General features: G+C 71.5%; 18 protein-coding genes and 3 tRNA genes. 9 read left to right on the top strand and 12 right to left on the bottom strand.

Annotated elements, in window-relative coordinates:
• Positions 1–37: 37 nt before the first annotated feature.
• Positions 38–1171, top strand: a complete 1134-nt coding sequence (locus ABZ434_RS07000) for an RNA polymerase sigma factor (protein WP_359132724.1) — start codon at positions 38–40, stop codon at positions 1169–1171.
• A gap of 103 nt (positions 1172–1274) precedes the next feature.
• On the opposite strand, the gene ABZ434_RS07005 is transcribed toward ABZ434_RS07000, so the two are convergent.
• From ABZ434_RS07005 to ABZ434_RS07020, 4 genes are all read right to left on the bottom strand, one after another.
• The gene (locus tag ABZ434_RS07005) at positions 1275–3206 is read right to left on the bottom strand and encodes an ABC transporter ATP-binding protein (protein ID WP_359132725.1); all 1932 of its coding nucleotides are present in this window, start codon (positions 3204–3206) and stop codon (positions 1275–1277) included.
• Complete coding sequence (locus tag ABZ434_RS07010; RefSeq protein ID WP_359132726.1) at positions 3206–4939, bottom strand: ABC transporter ATP-binding protein; 1734 nt, start codon at positions 4937–4939, stop codon at positions 3206–3208. Before ABZ434_RS07010 ends, ABZ434_RS07005 begins: the two co-directional genes overlap by 1 nt.
• Positions 4940–5105: 166 nt before the next feature.
• Complete coding sequence (locus tag ABZ434_RS07015; protein ID WP_359132727.1) at positions 5106–6551, bottom strand: FGGY family carbohydrate kinase; 1446 nt, start codon at positions 6549–6551, stop codon at positions 5106–5108.
• A 66-nt stretch (positions 6552–6617) separates the two neighbouring features.
• Positions 6618–6917 carry a YtxH domain-containing protein gene (locus tag ABZ434_RS07020; protein ID WP_148021896.1) on the bottom strand — a complete coding sequence of 100 codons (300 nt, stop codon included), beginning with the start codon at positions 6915–6917 and terminating at the stop codon, positions 6618–6620.
• A gap of 180 nt (positions 6918–7097) precedes the next feature.
• Here ABZ434_RS07020 and ABZ434_RS07025 point away from each other — a divergent pair.
• The 4 genes from ABZ434_RS07025 to ABZ434_RS07040 all read left to right on the top strand — a co-directional run bounded on the left by ABZ434_RS07025 (position 7098) and on the right by ABZ434_RS07040 (position 9042).
• Positions 7098–7170, top strand: a tRNA-Asn gene (locus tag ABZ434_RS07025).
• Between the two features lie 5 nt (positions 7171–7175).
• A tRNA-Asn gene (locus ABZ434_RS07030) sits at positions 7176–7248 on the top strand.
• A gap of 245 nt (positions 7249–7493) precedes the next feature.
• A tRNA-Ile gene (locus ABZ434_RS07035) sits at positions 7494–7567 on the top strand.
• A 182-nt stretch (positions 7568–7749) separates the two neighbouring features.
• Positions 7750–9042 (top strand): MFS transporter, encoded by a 1293-nt coding sequence (locus ABZ434_RS07040; RefSeq protein WP_359132729.1) that lies wholly within the window; start codon positions 7750–7752, stop codon positions 9040–9042.
• Positions 9043–9064: 22 nt separating this feature from the next.
• Here ABZ434_RS07040 and ABZ434_RS07045 read toward each other — a convergent pair whose 3' ends face one another.
• From ABZ434_RS07045 to ABZ434_RS07060, 4 genes are all read right to left on the bottom strand, one after another.
• Positions 9065–9862: a VOC family protein gene (locus ABZ434_RS07045; RefSeq protein ID WP_359132730.1), complete on the bottom strand. Its 798-nt coding sequence runs from the start codon at positions 9860–9862 to the stop codon at positions 9065–9067.
• 79 nt (positions 9863–9941) lie between these two features.
• Entirely contained in the window at positions 9942–11291 is a 1350-nt protein-coding gene (locus tag ABZ434_RS07050) for a carboxyl transferase domain-containing protein (RefSeq protein ID WP_359132732.1), read from the bottom strand.
• The gene (locus ABZ434_RS07055; protein ID WP_359132733.1) at positions 11284–12744 is read right to left on the bottom strand and encodes an acyl-CoA synthetase; all 1461 of its coding nucleotides are present in this window, start codon (positions 12742–12744) and stop codon (positions 11284–11286) included. Before ABZ434_RS07055 ends, ABZ434_RS07050 begins: the two co-directional genes overlap by 8 nt.
• 42 nt (positions 12745–12786) lie before the next feature.
• Complete coding sequence (locus ABZ434_RS07060) at positions 12787–14004, bottom strand: MFS transporter (RefSeq protein ID WP_359132734.1); 1218 nt, start codon at positions 14002–14004, stop codon at positions 12787–12789.
• Between the two features lie 133 nt (positions 14005–14137).
• On the opposite strand from ABZ434_RS07060, the gene ABZ434_RS07065 reads away from it, so the two are divergent.
• Positions 14138–14569 carry an Lrp/AsnC family transcriptional regulator gene (locus tag ABZ434_RS07065; protein WP_359132735.1) on the top strand — a complete coding sequence of 144 codons (432 nt, stop codon included), beginning with the start codon at positions 14138–14140 and terminating at the stop codon, positions 14567–14569.
• On the opposite strand, the gene ABZ434_RS07070 is transcribed toward ABZ434_RS07065, so the two are convergent.
• The 3 genes from ABZ434_RS07070 to ABZ434_RS07080 all read right to left on the bottom strand — a co-directional run bounded on the left by ABZ434_RS07070 (position 14547) and on the right by ABZ434_RS07080 (position 17902).
• Positions 14547–16130 (bottom strand): GAF domain-containing protein, encoded by a 1584-nt coding sequence (locus ABZ434_RS07070; protein ID WP_359132736.1) that lies wholly within the window; start codon positions 16128–16130, stop codon positions 14547–14549. The genes ABZ434_RS07065 and ABZ434_RS07070 overlap by 23 nt on opposite strands.
• Before the next feature lie 18 nt (positions 16131–16148).
• Positions 16149–17186 (bottom strand): rod shape-determining protein, encoded by a 1038-nt coding sequence (locus tag ABZ434_RS07075; protein WP_359132737.1) that lies wholly within the window; start codon positions 17184–17186, stop codon positions 16149–16151.
• Between the two features lie 137 nt (positions 17187–17323).
• On the bottom strand, positions 17324–17902 hold the full coding sequence (locus ABZ434_RS07080) for a hypothetical protein (RefSeq protein WP_359132739.1): 579 nt from the start codon (positions 17900–17902) through the stop codon (positions 17324–17326).
• A 78-nt stretch (positions 17903–17980) separates the two neighbouring features.
• On the opposite strand from ABZ434_RS07080, the gene ABZ434_RS07085 reads away from it, so the two are divergent.
• Complete coding sequence (locus tag ABZ434_RS07085) at positions 17981–18769, top strand: hypothetical protein (RefSeq protein ID WP_359132740.1); 789 nt, start codon at positions 17981–17983, stop codon at positions 18767–18769.
• 4 nt (positions 18770–18773) lie between these two features.
• On the opposite strand, the gene ABZ434_RS07090 is transcribed toward ABZ434_RS07085, so the two are convergent.
• The gene (locus ABZ434_RS07090; RefSeq protein ID WP_359132741.1) at positions 18774–19244 is read right to left on the bottom strand and encodes a MarR family transcriptional regulator; all 471 of its coding nucleotides are present in this window, start codon (positions 19242–19244) and stop codon (positions 18774–18776) included.
• A gap of 144 nt (positions 19245–19388) precedes the next feature.
• On the opposite strand from ABZ434_RS07090, the gene ABZ434_RS07095 reads away from it, so the two are divergent.
• Positions 19389–20408, top strand: a complete 1020-nt coding sequence (locus ABZ434_RS07095; protein WP_359132742.1) for an NADP-dependent oxidoreductase — start codon at positions 19389–19391, stop codon at positions 20406–20408.
• Between the two features lie 90 nt (positions 20409–20498).
• Positions 20499–20927 (top strand): organic hydroperoxide resistance protein, encoded by a 429-nt coding sequence (locus tag ABZ434_RS07100; protein WP_359132743.1) that lies wholly within the window; start codon positions 20499–20501, stop codon positions 20925–20927.
• Positions 20928–21072: the final 145 nt, after the last annotated feature.

Consider the following 21072-nt stretch of genomic DNA (forward strand, 5'->3'; position numbering starts at 1 on the left):
CCCGCGTTCCGGCAGCGATCACCTGGAGGTCGCCCCCGTGCAGACCCGGACCGTGACCACAACCGAGCGTGTCCCGGCCATCCCCGCGCAGTCCCGGGCCGTGCATCACCCCGAGGCCGCGGTGGACCCGCCGACACCCCCGCCCGCGCCGCAGGACCCGCCCGAAGCGACACCGGACCCGCCCGAACCGCGCGAGGCCGTCATGGAGGAGTCGGAGCTCCCCGAACCACCGGAGCCGCGCAGCCGCCCGGACACCGGGGGACCGTCGTCCGACCTCTTCCGCCAGTATCTGCGCGAGATCGGCCGTATCCCGCTCCTCACCGCCGCCGACGAGGTGGAACTCGCCCGCCGCGTCGAAGCCGGCCTGTTCGCCGAGGAACGCCTGGCCCGCACCCCGGACCCCGACACCCGGCTGGCCGTCGACCTGGACCGGCTCGTGGTGATGGGGCGGATGGCCAAGCGCCGCCTCATCGAGGCCAATCTCCGCCTCGTCGTCTCCGTGGCCAAGCGTTACGTCGGCCGCGGGCTGACGATGCTGGACCTGGTCCAGGAGGGGAACCTCGGACTGATCCGGGCGGTCGAGAAGTTCGACTACGCCCGCGGCTACAAGTTCTCGACGTACGCGACCTGGTGGATCCGGCAGGCCATGTCCCGTGCCCTCGCCGACCAGGCGCGGACCATAAGGGTCCCGGTCCACGTCGTCGAACTCATCAACCGCGTGGTCCGGGTCCAGCGCAGGATGCTCCAGGAGCGCGGCTACGAGCCGACGCCCGAGGAGGTCGCCGCCCAGCTCGACCTGACCCCGGAACGGGTCGGCGAGGTCCTGCGCCTCGCCCAGGAACCCGTCTCCCTGCACGCCCCGGTCGGCGAGGAGGACGACGTCTCGCTCGGCGACCTGATCGAGGACGGGGACGCCGCCTCCCCGGTGGAGTCCGCCGCCTTCCTGTTGCTGCGCGAACATCTGGAGGCAGTGCTCTCCACCCTCAACGAGCGCGAGCGCAAGGTGGTCCAGCTGCGCTACGGGCTGGCCGACGGGCGTCCGCGCACGCTGGAGGAGATAGGGCGGATCTTCGGTGTGACCCGCGAGCGCATCCGGCAGATCGAGTCCAAGACCCTCAGCAAACTGCGGGACCACGCCTTCGCCGACCAGCTCCGCGGCTACCTGGACTGACGCGTACGCGCGCGGGTCCGGGCAGCCCGGAACGCCGTAGGGCTCTGTGCACCGTCCGGCACGTCGCCGCCCGCCGGCCGGGCGGCGACGTGCCGGACAGGCCTCAGTCGACCTCGGCGACCGCCTGCGCGAACTGCGCCGCGTACAGCCGGGCGTACGCCCCGTGCGCCTCCAGCAGCTCGTCGTGCGTGCCCTGTTCGACGATCGACCCGTTCTCCATCACCAGGATGACGTCGGCATCCCGGATGGTGGAGAGGCGGTGCGCGATCACGAAGCTCGTGCGACCGTGCGCGAGGCCCGCCATCGCCTTCTGGATCAGCACCTCGGTCCGGGTGTCGACGGAGCTGGTCGCTTCGTCGAGCACGAGTATCACCGGGTCGGACAGGAACGCCCGCGCGATGGTGATCAGCTGCTTCTCACCCGCACTGACGCCCGAGCCCTCGTCGTCGATCCGCGTGTCGTACCCGTCGGGCAGGGTGCGGATGAAGCGGTCGGCGTGGGCCGCTCGTGCCGCCTCCTCGATCTGTTCACGGGTGACGTCGCCCGAGGCGCCGTAGGCGATGTTCTCCGCGATGGTTCCGCCGAACAGCCAGGTGTCCTGGAGGACCATGCCGATGCCCGAGCGCAGGTCGTCGCGCGACATCTTCGCGATGTCGGCCCCATCGAGGGTGATCCGGCCCCCGGTGACCTCGTAGAACCGCATCAGGAGGTTGACCAGAGTCGTCTTGCCGGCGCCGGTCGGGCCGACGATCGCGACCGTGTGGCCCGGCTCGACACTCAGCGACAGGTCCTCGATGAGCGGCTTCTCCGGGTCGTAGCGGAACGAGACGTTCTCCAGCGAGACGTTGCCGCGCAGGATCCCGGGGTGCTCGCCCTCGCCCTTCGCGGGGTCGCCACCCTGTTCCTCGGCGTCCAGCAGTTCGAAGATCCGCTCCGCCGAAGCCACCCCGGACTGGACCAGGTTCGCCATCGAGGCGACCTGGGTCAGCGGCATGGAGAACTGCCGCGAGTACTGGATGAAGGCCTGCACATCACCGATCGACAGGGCGCCCGAGGCGACCCGCAGCCCGCCGACGACGGCGATCAGCACATAGTTCAGGTTCGACACGAACATCATCAGCGGCTGCATGATCCCGCTGTTGAACTGTGCCTTGAACCCGGCCTCGTACAGCGCCTCGTTCTGCTCGGCGAAGTCCCGCGCCGACTCGTCCTGCCGCCCGAAGACCTTCACCAGGGTGTGCCCGGTGTACATCTCCTCGATGTGGGCGTTGAGCTTACCCGTCACCTTCCACTGCTGGACGAACTGCGGCTGGGAGCGCTTGCCGACCTTCGTCGCCACGACCACCGAGAGCGGCACCGTCACCAGGGCGACCAGCGCCAGCAGCGGCGAGATCCAGAACATCATCACGAGCACGCCGACGATGGTCAGCAGCGAGTTGATCAGCTGCCCCATCGTCTGCTGCATCGTCTGCGAGATGTTGTCGATGTCGTTCGTCGCCCGGCTCAGCACCTCGCCGCGCTTCTGCCGGTCGAAGTACGACAGAGGCAGCCGCGCCAGCTTCGTCTGGATGTCCTCACGCAGCTGGAACACGACCCGGTTGATCACCCGGATCGACAGCCGCGTCGACACCAGCATCAGCAGCCCCGCACCGACGTACACGGCCAGCGCCACGAGCAGCACCTGGCCGATCGCGTCGAAGTCCATGCCCTGCCCCGGGGTGAAGTCCACCTTGGACAGCATGTCGGCCAGACCGCTGTTGCTACGGCGCAGCCCCTCGACGGCCTGTTCCTTGGTCGTCCCCGGGTCCATCCCCCGGCCCACGACACCGGCGAACACCAGGTCGGTGGCCTTGCCGAGGATCTTCGGGCCGACCACCGACAGCGCCACGCTCAGCGCCACGGCCACCAGCATCACGTAGAGGGTGGCCTTCTCCGCCGCGAAGCGCTTCAGCAGCCGCTTCGACGAGCCCTTGAAGTCCATGGACCGCTCGGTCGGCGCCCCGCCCGCCATCATGCGTCCGCCAGGCCCGGCCATTACGCGGCCTCCGCTTCCGTCAGCTGGGAGAGAACGATCTCCCTGTATGTCTCATTGCCGTCCATCAGTTCGTGGTGGCTGCCGGAGCCGACGACGCGGCCCTCGTCCAGCACCAGGATCCGGTCGGCGTCACGGATGGTCGACACCCGCTGCGCGACGATCACCACCGTCGCGCCCTCGGTCTCCCGCAGCAGTGCCGCGCGCAGCGCCGCGTCCGTGGCGTAGTCCAGGGCCGAGAACGAGTCGTCGAAGAGGTAGATCTCCGGCCGCTGCACCAGTGTCCGGGCGATCGAGAGCCGCTGCCGCTGACCACCGGAGACATTGGTGCCGCCCTGCGCGATCGGCGCGTCGAGCCCGTGCTCCAGTGCTTCGACGAACTCCTTGGCCTGCGCGATCTCCAGCGCGTGCCACAGCTCCTCGTCGGTCGCGTCCGGATTCCCGTACCGCAGATTCGTCGCCACGGTCCCGGAGAACAGATACGGCTTCTGCGGCACGAGACTCACGGTCTTCGCCAGCAGGACCGGGTCCAGCGTCCGTACGTCCGTCCCGTCGACCAGCACCTGGCCGTCCGTCACATCGAACAGCCGGGGTACGAGACCGAGCAGCGTCGACTTCCCGCTGCCCGTCGACCCGATGATCGCGGTCGTCTCACCGGCCCGCGCCACCAGGTTCACCGAGCGCAGCACCGGCTCCTCGGCACCCGGGTAACGGAAGTCCGCACCGCGCACCTCCAGATGACCCTGGACGGTGAGCTCCCGCACCGGGTTCACCGGCGGCACCACGCTGGAGTCGGTCTCCAGGACCTCCTGGATGCGCTCGGCGCACACCTCGGCACGCGGCACCATCATGAACATGAAGGTGGCCATCATCACCGACATGACGATCTGCATCAGATAGGAGAGGAACGCGGTCAGCGCGCCGATCTCCATCCCGCCGCTGTCGATCCGGTGCGCACCGAACCAGACGACGGCGATCGACGACACGTTCACGACCGTCATCACGGTCGGGAACATCAGTGCCATCAGCCGCCCCGTGGACAGGGCCACGTCCGTCAGTTCGGTGTTGGCGCCCCGGAAGCGCTCCTCCTCGTAGCCGTCGCGCACGAAGGCGCGGATGACCCGGTTGCCGGTGATCTGCTCGCGCAGCACCCGGTTCACCGTGTCGAGCCGCTCCTGCATCGTCCGGAACAGCGGACGCATCCGCCGCACGATCAGGCTCACCGCGATGCCGAGGACCGGCACCACCGCGAGCAGCACCGCGGACAGCGGTACGTCCTGGCCGAGCGCCATGATGATGCCGCCGACACACATGATCGGCGCCGACACCATCAACGTGAACGTCATCAGGGCCAGCATCTGGACCTGCTGCACGTCGTTGGTCGTACGGGTGATCAGCGAGGGGGCACCGAACCGGCCGAGCTCACGCGCGGAGAACGACTGCACCCGGTCGAAGACCGAAGCGCGCACGTCGCGGCCGAGCGCGGACGCGGTGCGGGCGCCGATGTAGACGGCCCCGATGTTGCAGACCACCTGGGCGATGCTGACGACGATCATGACGCCGCCGTACTGGACGATGTAGCCCGTGTCCCCCTGGATGACACCGTTGTCGATGATGTCCGCGTTGAGGGTGGGGAGATAGAGCGTGGCGCAGGTCTGCAGCAGCTGGAAGACGACCAGCAGTGCGATCGGTTTCTTGTACGGACCGAGATAGGCCCGCAGGAGTTTTATGAGCACGCGTGTCTCTCGGAGTCGGCGAGGTCGGGAGTCGACCCATTTTCGGGTACCGCCCACCGGGACAGCGAACGTTTTTATTCAAGTCCAGGTCAAAAAACGGACCGGGTCCACAATTCCGGGCCCGAACCCCGCCAGGGGGCCGGGCCCGTCACCGAGGGCAGTCGCCTCAACGCGCGGTGTCGAACGCCCCCGGGTGGATCTGGTCCCGAGTCGCCACGTACTGCTGCCGCACCGCCTGCCCGACCGGCAGGTCCTCGCCCGGCTCCAGCACCTGAGCCGCGGCACCCTGCCACGCCGGGGGAGTGCGCTCGTCCAGCGCTCCCTGGGAGACGCCCAGTGCCCAGGCCGCCTGCCGGGCCGCACCCAGCGCCGCGTACTGAGCCGGCTGAGGCACGACCACCTGGGTGCCCAGCAGTGCGGGTGCCAGACCCTGCACGGCCGGCAGTTCGGCGGCGGCGCCCAGCAGGAACACCCGCCGCACCTCCACCCCGCGGCCGCGCAGCACGTCCAGCGCGTCGGCCAGCGAGCACAGCATCCCCTCGAACGCCGCCCGTGCCAGATGCTCCGGCTTCATCGACTCACGCCGCAGCCCGCTCAGCGTTCCGGCGGTGTGCGGCAGATTCGGGGTGCGCTCACCCTCCAGGTACGGCAGCAGGACGAGCCCCGACGAGCCCGGCGTCGACTTCAGAGCCAGCGCCGACAGCTCCTCCAGCCCGTCGAGCCCCAGCATCTCGGCCGTGCCGCGCAGCGCCCGTACCGCGTTCGACGTGTGGACCACCGGCAGGTGCATCCCGGTGGCATCGGCGAAGGAAGTGATCATCCCGGTCGGGTCCGCCAGCGCCTCGTGATGCACCGCCATCACCGAACCGGACGCTCCCAGCGACACCACCGCGTCACCGACCGCGACCCCGAGCCCGAACGCCGCCGCCATCGTCTCGCCGGTACCCGCCGAGATCAGCAGGCCCTCGGGCGTCGTTCCCGCGGCCTCGGACGGGCCGAGCACCTCCGGCAGCGCCGCCTGGCGCCCGAGCGCGAGCTCCACCAGATCCGGCCGGTAGGACTCGCTGCCCGCCGACCAGTACCCCGTGCCCGAAGCGGCCCCCCGGTCGGTGGTCCGCCGGGCCGGCCGCCCCAGCAACTGCCACACCAGCCAGTCGTGCGGCTGGAGTACGGCAGCGACCCGCTGCGCCATGTCCGGCTCGGTCCGCGCCAGCCAGCGCAGCTTCGACACGGGCTGCGCGGCCTGCGGCACCGCCCCGACCGCCTCGGCCCACGCCTGCCGCCCGCCCAGCCCGTCGATCAGATCGGCCGCGGCGACCTGCGCCCGCCGGTCGTTGCCGAGCAGCGCCGGGCGCACGAGGTTGCCCTGATGGTCCAGCGGCACGAGCCCGTGCTGCTGCGCCGACACACCGATGGCCTGCACCCCTTCGAGGAGCCCGCCGGCAGCGGCCTCACCGAGTGAGAGCAGCCACGCCTGAGGATCGACCTCGGTGGCCTTCGCGTCGACGGGATGTGCGGCGTATCCCTGACGCAGTACGGCACCCGTGTCCGTATCGCAGACCACGATGTGCGTGAAGGCGGATGAACTGTCCAAGCCGGCGACTATGCCCATACATGGATTCTGCCGCACCCCCGGAGGTTTCCCGACCGGTGGTGCGGCAGACGTGACGACGGGGGCTCAGGTGTTGGTCGTTCCCCAGTCGTCCTCGCCGTTCGCCCCGCGCCCGCGCAGCGACCGCACCCGGTCCGCCACCGAGGCCGGCACCTTGTCGCCGACCTTCTCCTCGACCGCGTGGTACGCCTTCCCCGCGAACTGGCGGCCGCTCTGCGCCGCCGTCTCGCAGGTGTTGCGCACAGCCGGGTTCTGGGCGAACTGGCGTGCGGACTTCTTCAGCTGCTCGTAACGCTCGCGCCCGGCACGCGTGCCGAGCACGTAACCGAGGGCCACTCCGGCGATGAACGTGAGCCGGTACCGCATGGCTGCCACCCTTCCTTCGCTCCGTGCGACGTGTGCTGCTCGCCTACCCGCAGACGCCCGAGATCACCCCGGGCGATACCGATTGGCAAAGCACCCCCCTGCTTGCGCTAATGTATGTGTCGCAGCGAACGCGCGCCGCCCGGCAGCAGCCAGGCAGGTACGTTCGAGGCAACGCAGCAATCCCCTGTAGCTCAATTGGCAGAGCAGCCGGCTGTTAACCGGCAGGTTACTGGTTCGAGTCCAGTCGGGGGAGCGCGATCCCCTGTAGCTCAATTGGCAGAGCATTCGGCTGTTAACCGGAGGGTTACTGGTTCGAGTCCAGTCGGGGGAGCGGAACGGAAGAGGACCCCACGGGGTCCTTTTTCGTGTGCCCGGGACCGGTCCGCGAGGAGCTGGTTGCCGTGATGCCGATGGGACCGGCGTGACTCTTTCGCGTCAACTTCGCGTCACCCGGAACCGGGCAGCGAGCAGCGCGGTCTTCATGGTCATGAGTAGCCGGGCAACCGGAGCGAGAGATCGTATGACCGGCTATGCTGCGGCAGACGGCGCGCACACATGTACGCGCCACGCCGAAAAGGGGCGGTAGCTCAGCCGGTTAGAGCAGCGGACTCATAATCCGTCGGCCGTGGGTTCGAGTCCCACCCGCCCCACTCTCGCAGGTCTCTGCAGAATCGTTCCCACTAGGGATTCAGCGCTCCGAGCTGGTGTAGACCAGGCGGGGCGCTTCGGCGTTTTCGAGCCTTCGGGCCTTCGGCGCCGAGTCGTGGGCGGCCTCCGGGCGACTGCGCCCCGGTGAACGGAGCTGTTCGCCCGGGGATCGTTACCATGCTCCGTGACCGAATCCCTGACCGAACCGACGGACGCGGCCGACGGACCCGCACCCCGCCCCCGCATACTCGCCGACCTGACCCCGCTGCGGACCTCCCCCGACTACCGGCGGCTCTGGTTCGGGAACACGGTCTCCTGGATCGGCCAGGGCATGACGTCGCTCGCCGTCTCGCTGCAGGTGTACGACCTCACCCGCTCAGCCTTCTCCGTCGGTCTCATCGGATTCTGTTCGCTCGTGCCGCTGGTCGTCTTCGGCCTGTACGGCGGAGCGGTCGCGGACACGCTCGACCGGCGCAAGCTCGGGCTGGTCAGCGCCTTCGGATCGTTCGTGCTGTCGGTGGGACTGGTGGCGGTCACGGTGGCCGGGGTGGAACAGGTCGGGCTGCTGTACGGGGTCGTGGCCCTCCAGGCCGTCTGCTTCGCGCTCAACTCGCCCGCCCGCAGCTCGATGATCGCCCGGCTGCTGCCGCCCGAGCAGCTGCCCGCCGCCAACGCGCTGAACTCCATCACCGGCACCACGGGCATGCTCGTCGGGCCGATGCTCGGCGGCCTCATCGTCGGCTGGTGGGGATACCGGGCCGCCTACGGGGTCGACGCGCTCACCTTCACGGCCTCCCTGTACGCGATGTGGCGGCTGCCCTCGATGCTGCCGGAGCGGGGCGAGGAGAAGGCCGGGGACACGAAACGCGCCTCCGTCATGGACGGGCTGCGGTTCCTCGGGACCCGGCCGAATCTGCGCATGACCTTCTTCACCGACATGTGCGCCATGGTGCTCGCCCACCCCCGCGCGCTGTTCCCCGTCGTCGCCGTCCTCTGGTACGGGGGCGACGCGAAGACCACCGGCCTGCTGGTGGCCGCCCCGGCGCTCGGGGCGCTGCTGGGCGGGGTGTTCTCCGGCTGGCTGGGACGGATCCGGCGGCACGGACTCGCCGTGCTGCTCGCCGTCGCGAGCTGGGGCACCGCCGTCGCCGTCTTCGGGCTGACCCGGCAACTCTGGCTCGGGCTGATCTTCCTGGCGCTCGCCGGCGCGAGCGACACCACGTCCATGGTCTTCCGCAACACCATGCTCCAGGCCGCCGTGCCGGACGAGATGCGGGGGCGGCTGCAGGGCGTGTTCATCGTCGTGGTGGCGGGTGGCCCACGGCTCGGCGACTTCGTGGCCGGGTCCGTCGCCGACCTGGCCTCGCCGGGCCTCGCCGTGACCGGCGGCGGGATCGCGTGTGTGGCCGCGGTGGCCCTACTGGCGCTGCGGTGGCCCGGGTTCGCGCGCTACGACGCGCGCAGACCCGAAGCCTGATCCGGCGAGGCCGGGCGACCGCTCAGGAAACGTCCTTGATCTTGGGCATGTCGCCCCCGGTCGTCGTGCCGTCGATCAGCGAGAACGTGGCGCCCTGGGGGTCGGTCAGCGCGGCGAAGCGCCCGAACGGCATGGTCATCGGGCCGAACCGGAGCTCCGCCCCGAGTGCCTTCGCCTTCTCCACCGAGGCGTCGCAGTCCGCGACGGTGAAGTACACGTTCAGATGCGGCGGCACCTCGGGCGGGAACTCCTCCGTCATCTTCATCCGGCCGAGGACCGGGTCGGAGCCCAGGTCGTACAGCGTGAAGTCGACCGCGTCGTCCTCCACGCGCTTCACCCCGTACCCGAAGACGGCCGGGAAGAAGGCGTCCGCCTTCTCCGGCTCCCGGGTGAAGATCTCGGCCCAGCTGTAGGCGCCGGGCACCGTCCGCGCCCCGAACCCCTCGTGGGTGCCCGCCTGCCACACGCCGAAGGCGGCTCCGCCCGGGTCGCTCGCCAGCACCATCGTCCCGAACTCACCGACCCGCATCGGCTCCACCAGGACCGTGCCGCCGTTCTCACGGACCTTGGCGGCGGTGGCGGCCGCGTCCGGCGAAGCGAGGTACAGACACCAGGCGGCGGGTACCTCCTGGCCGGGTACGGGCGGCATCAGGGCCGCGACCGCTTTGCCGTCCACGTAGGCCTGCGTGTAATTGCCGAACTCGGGCAGCGAGTCGCCGTACGTCCAGCCCAGCACCTCACCGTAGAAGCGCTTCGCCCCTTCGAGGTCGCTGAATGTCGCGTCGGCCCAGCACGGTGTGCCCTCCGGTTCTGCGGCCATGACCGGTCATCTCCTCAGGTGTGATTGGCCCCTCTGACACGCTAGCCACCCGGCGCCTCTCCTGCCCGCCGGACACGGCTCAGCGCCCCGGCGGGGCCGGCCGTACGACCGAGCGGGCGACGCCGAGGTCCACCAGGTCCTGCGGGCGCAGCCTCAGCTGGCCGGCCGTGGCGTGCACCTGGTCCGCGGAGCGCTTGAGGATCGCCGCGGCGAGCTCCGGGGCGATGACGGAGAAGTAGCTGTCCGCGGTGACGTGGGTGTTGTCCGGCGCTGCCAGGGCCAGCGCTCCGCCCGAGCCGCCCTCGCCGATCACCAGCGTCGTGACAGGTACCCGCGCCTCCGCGATCGCCGCGAAGGCGTCGGCGATGGCCGCGCCCGCACCGGCCCGCTCCGCCTCCGCGTCGTTGGCCGCGCCAGGGGTGTCGACCAGGGTGAGGACCGGGACCCCGAGCCGGTCGGCCAGCCTGATCACCCGGGCCGCGGCGCGGTAGCCGGACGGGCGGGTCGCGGTGCCGCACTGCGCCACGTACGCGACCGGCTCCCCCTCGTGCAGCCCGAAGCCGCAGAGCAGGCCCGGGTCGGTGCCCCCGCAGCGGTCCCCGTTCAGGGGGAGCCGCAGGGTGAAGTAGGCGGCCAGATACGCCTCGGCGTGCGGCCGTGACGCGGACCGGGCCCGCACCACGGCGTCCCAGCCGGACCGGGGGAGCCCGGCCGGGGAGAGCGCGGCCGGGACCGGTGCGGGGGAGGGCGGGGCGCCGCGGTGGGCGAGCAGCCGGAGCCAGTGGCCCACCGCGGCCGGCAGCTCGCCCGGCGGGACGACCGCGTCGATCTGACCGGCCGCCAGCTGACCCTCGGCGGTGTAGGCGCCCGGGTCCGCGTCCGCCGGCCGCACCCGGGAGCCGGCGAAGCCGACCTGCGCGCCCGGCAGTGCCAGGATCACATCGGCGCCCGCTCCCAGGGTCGCCCAGCCGCCGCCGGTCGTCGGGTCACGCAGGACCGCGAGCTGCGCCGGACCGGCCGCGCGCAGCCGGGCCGAGGCCCCGGCCACCCGGTGCAGCTGGGTGAGCGCGATCATGCCTTCCTGCATCCGGCTGCCGCCCGTCGCGATGAGCGAGACGAGGGGCAGCCGCCTCGCCGCGGCCTCCTCGTACGCCGCCTCCAGCCTGTCGCCGGTGCGCTGCCCGAGCGAGCCGCCCAGGAAGCCGAACTCGAAGGAGACCAGCACGCAGGGCCGGCCGTCGACCGTGGCGGTGCCGTGCACGACGGACTCCTGCTCCCCGGTGCGTGCGGCGGCCCGGGCCCGGGAGTCGGCGTAGCCGGACCAGTCGAGCGGACCGTCGCCCACCGTGTCCCCGGTGGGTACGGCGGATTCGGTGAAGTCGGCGGTGAGGGCGGCGATCGCCTCCCGGGCCGTCAGCCGGTCAGCCATGGAGGGACCGCTTCATGATCTTGCCCAGGTCGTTGCGCGGCAGTGCGTCCAGGTAGCGGACGGTGCGGGGGCGCTTGTGCGGGGAGAGCTGGGCCGCGACGTGGTCCGCGAGTGCCGCGGCCGAGGGCGGGGACGCGGGGTCGGCCGCCACCACCCAGGCCACGACCCGCTCGCCCAGGTCCGGGTCCGGCTCGCCCGTGACGGCGGCCTCGCGGACGCCCGGGTGGTCCAGGAGTGCGTTCTCGATCTCGCCGGCGCCGATCTTGTAGCCGCCGCTCTTGATCAGGTCGGTGGCCTTGCGGCCCACGATCCGTACGTAGCCGTCGGGGTCGAGCGTGGCCATGTCGCCGGTGCGGAACCAGCCGTCGGCGGTGAGTGCCGCGGCGGTGGCGTCGGGGCGGTTCAGGTACTCGGTGAACAGGTTCGGGCCGCGCACCTGGATCTCGCCGATGGACGCGGGGTCCGCGAGCGGGGTGCCGTCCTCCTCCACCAGGCGCAGTTCCACACCGCACAGGGGGGCGCCGACCGTGCCGGGACGCGGTTCGCCGTCGGCCCGTACACCGGTGTTCATCAGGGTCTCCGTCATGCCGTACCGCTCGATGACCCGGCGGCCGGTCGCGGCCGCGATCCGTTCGTGGTCGTGGACGGGCAGCGCGGCCGACCCGGAAACCAGCAGCCGGGCGCCTGCGAGGGCCTTCGCGAGGCCGTCCGGTGCCGCCGGGTCCGCCAGCGCGTCCGCCAGCCGGTGGTACATCGTCGGCACCCCGAACAGCATCGTGCCGCCGGAGCTCAGCTCCCGGGCCACGCCCTCGGTGGAGAACCGGCCGAGGTGGCGCACCGAGCCGCCCCGGCGCAGCGGGCCGAGGACGCCGAGGATCAGCCCGTGCACGTGGAACAGCGGCAGGGCGTGGACGAGGACATCGTCGCCGGTCCACTGCCAGGCGTCCTCCAGTGCGTCCAGCGAGGCGGCGATCGCCCGGCGCGGGAGGACGGCTCCCTTGGGCGGGCCGGTGGTGCCGGACGTGTACACGACCAGGGCGGGGGACTCGGGGGAGGGTTCGGGGAATCGCGCGCCGGTGGGAGCCGGAGCGCCCTCCGTGCTCACGTCGAGCCGTTCCAGGGCCGCCAGCGCGGGCGGCAGTACGTCGGAGGCGGAGGCCAGCACCGTCGTCGGTGCGCTGTCGGCGACGATGTGTGCCAGTTCCCGTTCGCCCGTCTTCGGGTTCAGCGGTACGGCGGGCACCCCGGCACGCAGCGCGGCCACCACCGCGACCACGGTCTGCGCAGTGGGCGTGGCCCAGACGGCGACCCGGCGCGCGCCGGCGATCCGGGCCGCGAGTGCATTCGCCGCAGCGGCCAACTGTGCGTAGGACAGGGAGATCTCGTCGAACCGGACGGCTTCGCGGGCGGCCGCCGGGGCGGCCGCGTCCTGGAGTGCAGGCAGAAGTGGCATCACCCTGGAACCCTAGAACGCCGAAGCGATTCCCGTGCCGTCTCAGGCGTCGTCCCGCTGGATGCCCCGCATCCGCCCGTACGCGTACACACAGCCCGCCAGCGCCAGGTCGGACAGCAGCATGAAGCCGATCGAGTACGAGCCCTTCGCGCTGTAGATCGCCCCCATCACCAGCGGCGGCACGAAGCCCCCGAGCCCGCCCATCGCGCCGACGATGCCGGTGACGCTGCCCACCTTCGCCTGCGGTGTCACCTGCGAGACCAGGGCGAAGACGCTGCCGCTCGCGGTGCCGAGACCGGCCGCCATGCAGAGCAGCGCGATCGTGCCGCCGGGCGTCAGTTCCGGGTCGAAGGCCTGGACGATCGCCATCAGCGCGGCGAGTCCGAGGGCGGCGGAGGTGACGACCGCCGGGTGCATGCGGTCCGAGAGCCAGCCACCGATCGGCCGGAAGATGACCGTGACCAGGGCGAATCCGGCGGCCTTCGTGCCGGCGTCGGTCGGCGAGAGCTCGTACCAGGTCTTCAGATACGTCGGCAGGTAGACGCCGAACGCGACGATGCCGCCGAAGCCGATCGCGTACAGCGCGGACAGCTCCCAGGTGACCCGGAGCCGGCCCGCCGCACCCAGGCGGTGGGCCAGGGTGTCGGTCGGCACCTGGCGCCCCGGACGGTCGTTGATGAGCAGCGCCGCGAGGGCGGCGAACACCACGAGCGCCCCGGCCACCACGTAGAACGGCAGGTTGTCGCCGTGCTTGGCGATCCGCGGGGTGAAGTAGCCGGACAGGGCGACGCCCCCCATGCCCATGCCGAACACCCCGAGCGCGAGGCCGCGGTCGGCGGGCGGGAACCACGAGTTGACCAGGGGGATGCCGATCGCGAACGTCGTGCCGCCCAGCCCCAGCAGAAAGCCCACGGCCAGCATCGCGCCGTAGGAGTCCTTCGCCGGGATCAGCAGCAGCACGGGCACGATGGTGAGCGCCGAGATCAGCGGGAACATCAGCCGCGCACCGAATTTGTCGGTGAGCGCGCCCACCGGGATACGGCCCAGCGAGCCGACGAGCACCGGCACGGCGACCAGCAGGGACTGCTGGAACGAACTCAGGCCGAGCCGGTCCTTGTAGTCCGCGGACATGGGCGCGATCAGGTTCCACGCCCAGAAGGTGAGTGCGAAGCCGATCGTGGCCATCGCGAGGTTGCGGTAGGCGGCTCCGGAAGGCTTGTCGGCGGCCGGGGCTGTTGGCTGCTTCACTGCTGTATCCACACGGCCAGTCAAGGGCGGAAGGGGTTCGCGGGCCCGTCGGGTTACTCCGAACGAGGCCCCGGCGACGGCGGCCCGCACGGGGTGCCCGCCGTCTCCGCAGTCGCGATCGGCCCGAAGCTGGGACAATCGCGGTATGGATCGTCTGGACAGGGAAATCCTCGGTGTCCTCCAGGAGGATGCGCGGATCTCGTACCGGGATCTGGGCGTACGGGTCGGGCTCAGCGCCAACGCGGCCGCGGACCGGGTGCGCCGGCTGCGCCGGGACGGGGTCATCCGCGGCTTCACCGTGATCATCGACCCCGCCGCCGACACCCGGACGGGGCTCGTCGTCTTCATCGACGTGAGCCTGCGGTCGGACACCACCAACGAGGTGTTCGAGCGGGCGGTGCTGGCCCTGCCCGGAATCACCGAAGTGGTCCACGTGACGGGCGGGCACGACTATTTGGTACGGGCCACGGCAGCCGACACCGCGGCGCTGGACGGCCTGCTGCGCAGACTCAAGCGTGAGGCGGGCGTCGCCCACTCCAGCACCCGGATCGCGCTCAGAGCGGCGCCTGCCAGATGACGGTCGGCGGGCGCGAGCCGTCCGGTTCGCGCCCGTCGTCGGCGACCGCCAGCCGGACCCCGGCCCGTCCGTCGGGCAGCACGGCCGTCGCATCGACCTCCACCTCGATCGCCGAGACCCCGGCCCGCCGGTGCGCGGCCGCCAGCGCACCGCGCAACGCGGCGAGCAGTTGCCCGTCCACGGGGTCCCGCACCAGCGCGTCCACCGCACCGGTGAAGTGCACCGAGGGCTGGAACCCGAGCACCGCGGCCGCGCCGCTGGTCTCCCGCAGTACCCGGCCGCGGAAGGTGGCGGGTGCCTCGGCGGGCGGCTGCTGGAGGGCGAAGATGGTCGTCCGCACCTCCTGGATCGTGGAGTCCAGCTCGTCGACGGCCCGGCCGAGCAGTTCGTCCGTCTCCCCGCCCTCGGCCCGGCGGCGGGTCGACTCCAGCATCATCTCGGTGGCGAACAGCCGCTGGACGACGAGATCGTGCAGATCGCGGGCGATCCGGTCCCGGTCCTCGTACACGGCGAGCTGCTCGCGGTCGTGCTGGGAGTCCGCCAGGACCAGGGCCAGCGCCGCCTGCGAGGCGAACTGGGAGGCCAGCAGCCGGTCCACGTCCGTGTAGGCGCGGGCGCCGCGCCGCCGGGGCAGGGCGAGGGTGCCGATGAGCCGCCCGCCGCTCTGCAGCGGCAGCATCATGCTGGGGCCGAAGCGGGACCGTACCGGGGTGGTCATGCGCGGATCGGTCGCCGAGTCGTCGATGAAGACCGCCTCGCCACCCAGCAGCTGGACCAGGACGGGGGAGCCGGGGGCGATCGCCGTGCCCACCAGCCCCGCCGGGTCCTCCAGCGTGGACGCGACGACGATCTCCATGCCGCCGTCCTCGTTGGGCTGGAGGATCACCCCGGCCGACGCGTCGCTGAGGATCCTGGCCCGCTCGGCCACGGTCATCAGGGCGTCGGCGGCGTTCTCGCCGGTCAGCAGTGTGTTGGTGACCGCGGCCGCGCCCTCGATCCAGCGCTCGCGCTGCCGGGCGCTCTCGTACAGCCGGGCGTTACCGATCGCGATGCCGGCCTGTGCGGCGAGGACCCGGAGCAGTGTCATGTCGGTGTCGCTGAAGTGCCCGGTGTTCTTCTCGGCCAGGTAGATGTTCCCGAACACCTTGCGGTGCACCCGGATCGGCGCGCCGAGGAACGAGCGCATCGCGGGGTGGCCGGGCGGCACGCCGCAGGAGCGCGGATCGCCGGGGAGGTCGTCGGAGCGAAGGGGCTCCTGTTGTTCGATGAGCGCGCCGAGCAGGCCCGAGTGCCCGTCGGGGAAGTGGCCGATGGCCGCCTGCTCACTCTCGCTCAACCCCGTGACGAACAGTTCGCTGATCGTGCCGCGCCCGGGGTCCAGGACCCCGAGTGCGCCGTAGCGGGCCTCGGTGAGCGCCGTGGCGGTGTCGATGATCTGCTGCAGGGTGGCCCGCAGTTCGAGGTCGGTGCCGACGCTCAGCACCGCCTCCAGCAGCATCGGCAGCCGTGGCGTCCGGGGGACGCCACGGCTGGGTGTCCCCTCGCGTGGTTCGTCGGTCATCCGCCGTGCCCGCGGGACTCAGCCGGCGAGCGGGTCGAGGACCATGGGGCTGATCTTGCCGTCCAGCATGGCGCCGAGCCCGAGGACGGAGCAGACGTCGGGCCGCTCGGCGATGTGCACCGGCATGCCCGTCGCTTCGCGCAGCATCTGGTCCAGACCCGGCAGCAGCGCGCTGCCACCGACCATCATGATCCCGCAGTCGGCGAGGTCGGCGACGAGATCGGGCGGGCAGTCCCGAAGGATCTTGCCAAGGCCGTCGAGGACCGCGGTCAGCGGGCGGTGGATCGCCTGGCGCACCGCGGCGGTGTCGACCTGTACGGAGCGGGCCAGGCCCGTCGCCACGTCGCGGCCGTGGATCTCGGTCACGGAGGGGCCGTGAGGGGTGAGGCCGTTGCTGCTGAGGGCCAGTTGCAGGGGGCGTACGGACTGGCTGGGCAGCATCAGTTCGTGGTACTGGCGCAGGTGCTGGATCACCGCGTGGTCGATGGCGTCGCCGCCGATCGGGATGCGTACCGCCGTCACGATCGAGCCGAGCGAGAGGACCGCGATCTGGGTGGTCGCGGCGCCGCACACCATGATCATGGTGGCGGTCGGCTGCTCGACCGGAAGCCCGCAGCCGACGGCCGCCGCGATCAGGGTGTCGACGAGCTCGACGCGGCGGGCCCCCAGGCCGACCAGGGTCTCTACGGCGGCGCGCTGGGCCAGCGGATCGCTGTCGTGCGGGGTACAGGCGGCGGCGCGCAGCCAGGGCTTGCGGCGGAGCTGGCGGCGGAGTTTCTCGCCGAGCAGATGGCGCAGCATGCGCTGGGCCATCTCGATGTCGACGACGGTTCCGCCGGAGACCGGGCGGACCACCCGGATGTAGTCGGGGGTGCGGCCCGTCATCTGCTCGGCGAGCACGCCGACGGCGATGAGCGAGCCCGTACGGGTGTTCACGGCAGCGGCGCTCGGCTCGTCGACGACGAGCCCGAGCCCCTTGACGAACACCCGGGTCCGGGCGGCCCCGAGGTCGACGGCGACATGGCAACGGCGCAACTGCTCAAGGCTGACGGTCACGGCAGGTTCTCCCGAGAGCGCTGATGGGGGGACCGACGGGCAGCCGGTTCTCTTCGCATCGTGCGCCGTTCGGGGGCGTGGTGCCCGCTGGGATACGCCGTAGGGGGTACGGAGCTGACGCTTCGTCGGCGTCGGTCTCAGGCGGCGGGCAGGCCGGGGAGCAGGCGCTGGAACAGCCCCCAGGTGAACTCGGCGACGTACGGGGTACCGGTGGCCGCGTCGGTGATCGCGAGGGCCCATCGGGCCGGGGCGCTGCCCTCCATCGGGCGGGCCGGCGCGAAGGCCCGGGCCACCTCGTTCACGGTGCACGACCAGGGCCGCAGGTCATCGGCCGGACCGAGCACGGGGGCGGCCGCGCCCGGGGCCCGGACCAGCCACTCGTTCCACACCGCTCCGCCCGGCCCCACCATCACCTCGAACCGCAGGTCGGGCCAGAGCGGGACCGGCCAGAACAGGGCGTCGCACTCGAGATCGCCGACCGTGCGGCGCAGCGACGACTCGGGTTCGCCGAGCACCGAACGGTAGCGGCGGAGCGCCCCGCGCCCGCGGGGCGCCCGCGTCATGGCCTGCCAGCGGCGGTTGGCCTCGCGCATCTCGGCGAGCGTGGCGCTCAGCTCGTGCCGCGCGTCCTCGACGAGGCCGGGCTGATGGTCGGCCATCCGGCGCAGGAGGACGAGCTGGAACTCACGGGGGCCGAAGGGGGCGGCAGCGGTCATGGAAACAACGCTTCCACACAGGATCCTCACCTGAGCGGCTTTCACCGTTGTCCGGCGGGCATCTAATCTGCGGGCGCCATGGATTTCTGCCAGCCCTGTCAGCGGCATCTCAACGGCGCCCTGGCCTGTGCCGGATGCGGAACCCCCGCTGAGGCGCTGAGCCCCTACGCCGCGTCCTCGCCCCTCGGCCACGAGCCGGAGGAGCGGGACGAGCAGGCCGCGCCGCCCCTGTCCGGGGGGCGTCGCCGCCGGGAGCGCGATGCTGCCCGGACGCGGGGCGGCACACACGGAGGACGGCCGCCGGGCCGCCGACGCGCGGCGCCCGACGTGCGCCGGGGCCGGGGACGCCGGGGCCGCAGCCGCCGGGGCCGCACGGTGCTGCTGGTGCTCCTCGGCGTGGTCCTCGCGGCCGGCGGGCTGAGCCTGGCCGAACTGGCGACCGAACCGGACGGCGGCGACGGCGCCTCGGACTACGTGCGCGAATCGACGTCCGTGACCACGGCTCCCGCCCCGGAACCGACGGTGAGCGACACGGCCGAACCGCCCGGGCCGGTGAGGAGCCCCACGGGCAGCCCCACGGCCGTCCCGGCCTCCGGTACGCGGTCCCCGGGCGCCACCCGGACTGCCCGGGCCACGGACGAGGAGCGTCCCGAGGGTGTCACCTCGGCCCCGGCAGCCTCGGCTCCGGCCTCCGTACCCTCGTCTGCCGCGCCTTCGGTCACCACCGGCGGCCCGTCGGAGCCGGGCGGTACGGACGATGCCCCGTCGCCGTCCGCGACCCCGCCGCGGCCCACCCCCACGCCGACCCCGACCCCGACGCCGGCCCCCACGGAAGACGACGACTGCTGGTTCCCGTGGTTCTGCTGAGGCCTCAGGCGTCAGGCGTTGCGGACATGGTCTGAGGCAGGTCCGCCGTCTCCACGCCGAGCATCCGGCGCAGCAGGTCACGCAGCACCGCGCGGTCCGTGTCGGAGAGGCCTGCCAGGGGCTCGCGGGCGAAGTCGAGGGAGTCGCGGAGCTCGCGGGCCGTCTGTGCCCCCTTCTCCGTGGGAGCGGCCAGCTTCACCCGCCTGTCGGCCGGGTCGGGCCGCCGCTCGACGAGGCCGCGCACCTCGAGCCGGTCGACTATGCCGGTCACGTTCGACGGTTCGCACTTCAGCTTCTGGGCGATCCGGCGCATCGGCAGCGGATCCAGGGACAGCAGCCCGAGAACCCGGGCCTGGGCACCGGTGAGGCTGTGAGCGGCGGCTGCCTGCTCGTACTCCTCGTAGTAGCGCGCCACGACCGCGCCGATCAGCTCGACGACTTCGAGGGTCAGCGGGTCCGTACGCGTGGTGGCCATGACACCCAGGATAGCCGGTTACTTGACAAGGTGAAATATCCAGGCGCATGGTTGTTTCACGTGATGAAGCTTTTTTGCTCCGGCCGAACGGCTTCCGCACCACCCTTTCCGCACTCCCTCCAGGTATCGAGGAGATCCGAGCCCATGTCTGCAGCTCTTCCCACGTCCGGTCGCGAATGGCACCTCGTGGCCCGTCCGCACGGCTGGCCGAAGGCCGAGGACTTCGCACTGCGTGAGGCTCCCGTCGCCGCACCCGCCGAGGGCCGGGTCCTCGTCCGCAACCTGCACTTCTCGGTCGACCCGTACATGCGCGGCCGGATGAACGACGTGAAGTCGTACACCCCGCCGTTCAAGCTGGACCACCCCATGGACGGTGGCGCGGTCGGCGAGGTCATCGCCTCCGCCGCCGAGGGCTTCGCGGTCGGCGACCACGTCCTGCACGGTCTCGGCTGGCGCGAGTACGCCGAGGTCCCCGCCAAGCACGCGGTGAAGGTCGACGCCTCCCTCGCCCCGCTCTCCGCCTACCTCGGTGTGCTCGGCATGACCGGACTCACCGCCTACGCGGGCCTGTTCGACGTGGCCTCCTTCAAGGAGGGCGACGCGGTCTTCGTCTCCGGCGCCGCCGGTGCGGTCGGCAGCCAGGTCGGCCAGATGGCGAAGCTCAAGGGCGCCTCGCGCGTCATCGGCTCCGCGGGCTCCGACGAGAAGGTCAAGCTGCTCGTCGAGGAGTACGGCTTCGACGCCGCCTTCAACTACAAGAACGGCCCCGTGGCCGAGCAGTTGCGCGAAGCGGCCCCCGACGGCATCGACGTCTACTTCGACAACGTCGGGGGTGAGCACCTCGAAGCCGCCATCTCCTCGTTCAACGTGCACGGCCGCGCGACGATCTGCGGCATGATCGCCCAGTACAACGCGACGGAGCCGACCCCCGGCCCGCGCAACCTCGCGCTCGTCATCGGCAAGCGGCTGCGGCTGCAGGGCATGCTCGTCAACGATCACACCGATCTCCAGGAGCAGTTCGTCCAGGAAGTGGCCGGCTGGCTGGCCTCGGGCGAGCTGAAGTACCGCGAGACGGTCGTCGAGGGCATCGAGAACGGCTTCGAGGCGTTCCTCGGACTGCTGCGCGGCGAGAACACCGGAAAGATGATCGTCTCCCTCGGCTGAACTGCCCGTCGGAGCAGGGGTTAGGCTCGTCCCAGGCCGTCGCGATCGTGGGCGCGAGTCGCGGCGCATCAGCAGGAGGAATCCTCAAGCATGAGCATTCAGGACATAGCCGTCGCGTACACCGCCGTCGCCACCGCTTCCGGCGGCCGTGACGGCCGGGTCTCCTCGGACGACGGCAAGCTCGACGTGGTCGTCAACCCGCCGAAGGAAATGGGCGGCAGCGGCGCCGGTACCAACCCGGAGCAGCTCTTCGCAGCCGGTTACAGTGCCTGCTTCCAGGGCGCGCTGGGCGTCGTGGCCCGCCAGGAGAAGGCCGACATCTCCGGCTCCACGGTGGCCGCCGCCGTCTCCATCGGCAAGACCGAGGCCGGTGGCTTCGGTCTGGAGGTCGCGATCACCGCGACCATCCCGAACGTCGACACGGAGACCGCGCAGGCACTCATCGAGAAGGCCCACCAGGTGTGCCCGTACTCGAACGCCACGCGCGGCAACATCAGGGTGGCGCTGTCGGTCGTCTGACCTCCCCCCGCCCGTACAAAACCGAGGGCCGTACCCCACGAGGGTGCGGCCCTCGGTTTTTGCGTTTCTATGTTCGATATCCCGGACATTGTTCGGGAATCCTGCGCTACCCATTGACGCGCAAGCGCTTCGATTTTACGGTCCG

The organism is Streptomyces sp. NPDC005761 (assembly GCF_040630635.1).
Classification (GTDB): Bacteria; Actinomycetota; Actinomycetes; order Streptomycetales; family Streptomycetaceae; genus Streptomyces.

Excerpts from the sequence above, each read along its gene's own strand:
- ABZ434_RS07005 (WP_359132725.1), bottom strand. The coding sequence starts at position 3,206 with ATGGCCGGGCCTGGCGGACGCATGATGGCGGGCGGGGCGCCGACCGAG.
- ABZ434_RS07015 (WP_359132727.1), bottom strand. The coding sequence starts at position 6,551 with ATGGGCATAGTCGCCGGCTTGGACAGTTCATCCGCCTTCACGCACATC.
- ABZ434_RS07020 (WP_148021896.1), bottom strand. The coding sequence starts at position 6,917 with ATGCGGTACCGGCTCACGTTCATCGCCGGAGTGGCCCTCGGTTACGTG.
- ABZ434_RS07045 (WP_359132730.1), bottom strand. The coding sequence starts at position 9,862 with ATGGCCGCAGAACCGGAGGGCACACCGTGCTGGGCCGACGCGACATTC.
- ABZ434_RS07050 (WP_359132732.1), bottom strand. The coding sequence starts at position 11,291 with ATGGCTGACCGGCTGACGGCCCGGGAGGCGATCGCCGCCCTCACCGCC.
- ABZ434_RS07055 (WP_359132733.1), bottom strand. The coding sequence starts at position 12,744 with ATGCCACTTCTGCCTGCACTCCAGGACGCGGCCGCCCCGGCGGCCGCC.
- ABZ434_RS07065 (WP_359132735.1), top strand. The coding sequence starts at position 14,138 with ATGGATCGTCTGGACAGGGAAATCCTCGGTGTCCTCCAGGAGGATGCG.
- ABZ434_RS07070 (WP_359132736.1), bottom strand. The coding sequence starts at position 16,130 with ATGACCGACGAACCACGCGAGGGGACACCCAGCCGTGGCGTCCCCCGG.
- ABZ434_RS07080 (WP_359132739.1), bottom strand. The coding sequence starts at position 17,902 with ATGACCGCTGCCGCCCCCTTCGGCCCCCGTGAGTTCCAGCTCGTCCTC.
- ABZ434_RS07085 (WP_359132740.1), top strand. The coding sequence starts at position 17,981 with ATGGATTTCTGCCAGCCCTGTCAGCGGCATCTCAACGGCGCCCTGGCC.
- ABZ434_RS07090 (WP_359132741.1), bottom strand. The coding sequence starts at position 19,244 with ATGGCCACCACGCGTACGGACCCGCTGACCCTCGAAGTCGTCGAGCTG.
- ABZ434_RS07095 (WP_359132742.1), top strand. The coding sequence starts at position 19,389 with ATGTCTGCAGCTCTTCCCACGTCCGGTCGCGAATGGCACCTCGTGGCC.
- ABZ434_RS07100 (WP_359132743.1), top strand. The coding sequence starts at position 20,499 with ATGAGCATTCAGGACATAGCCGTCGCGTACACCGCCGTCGCCACCGCT.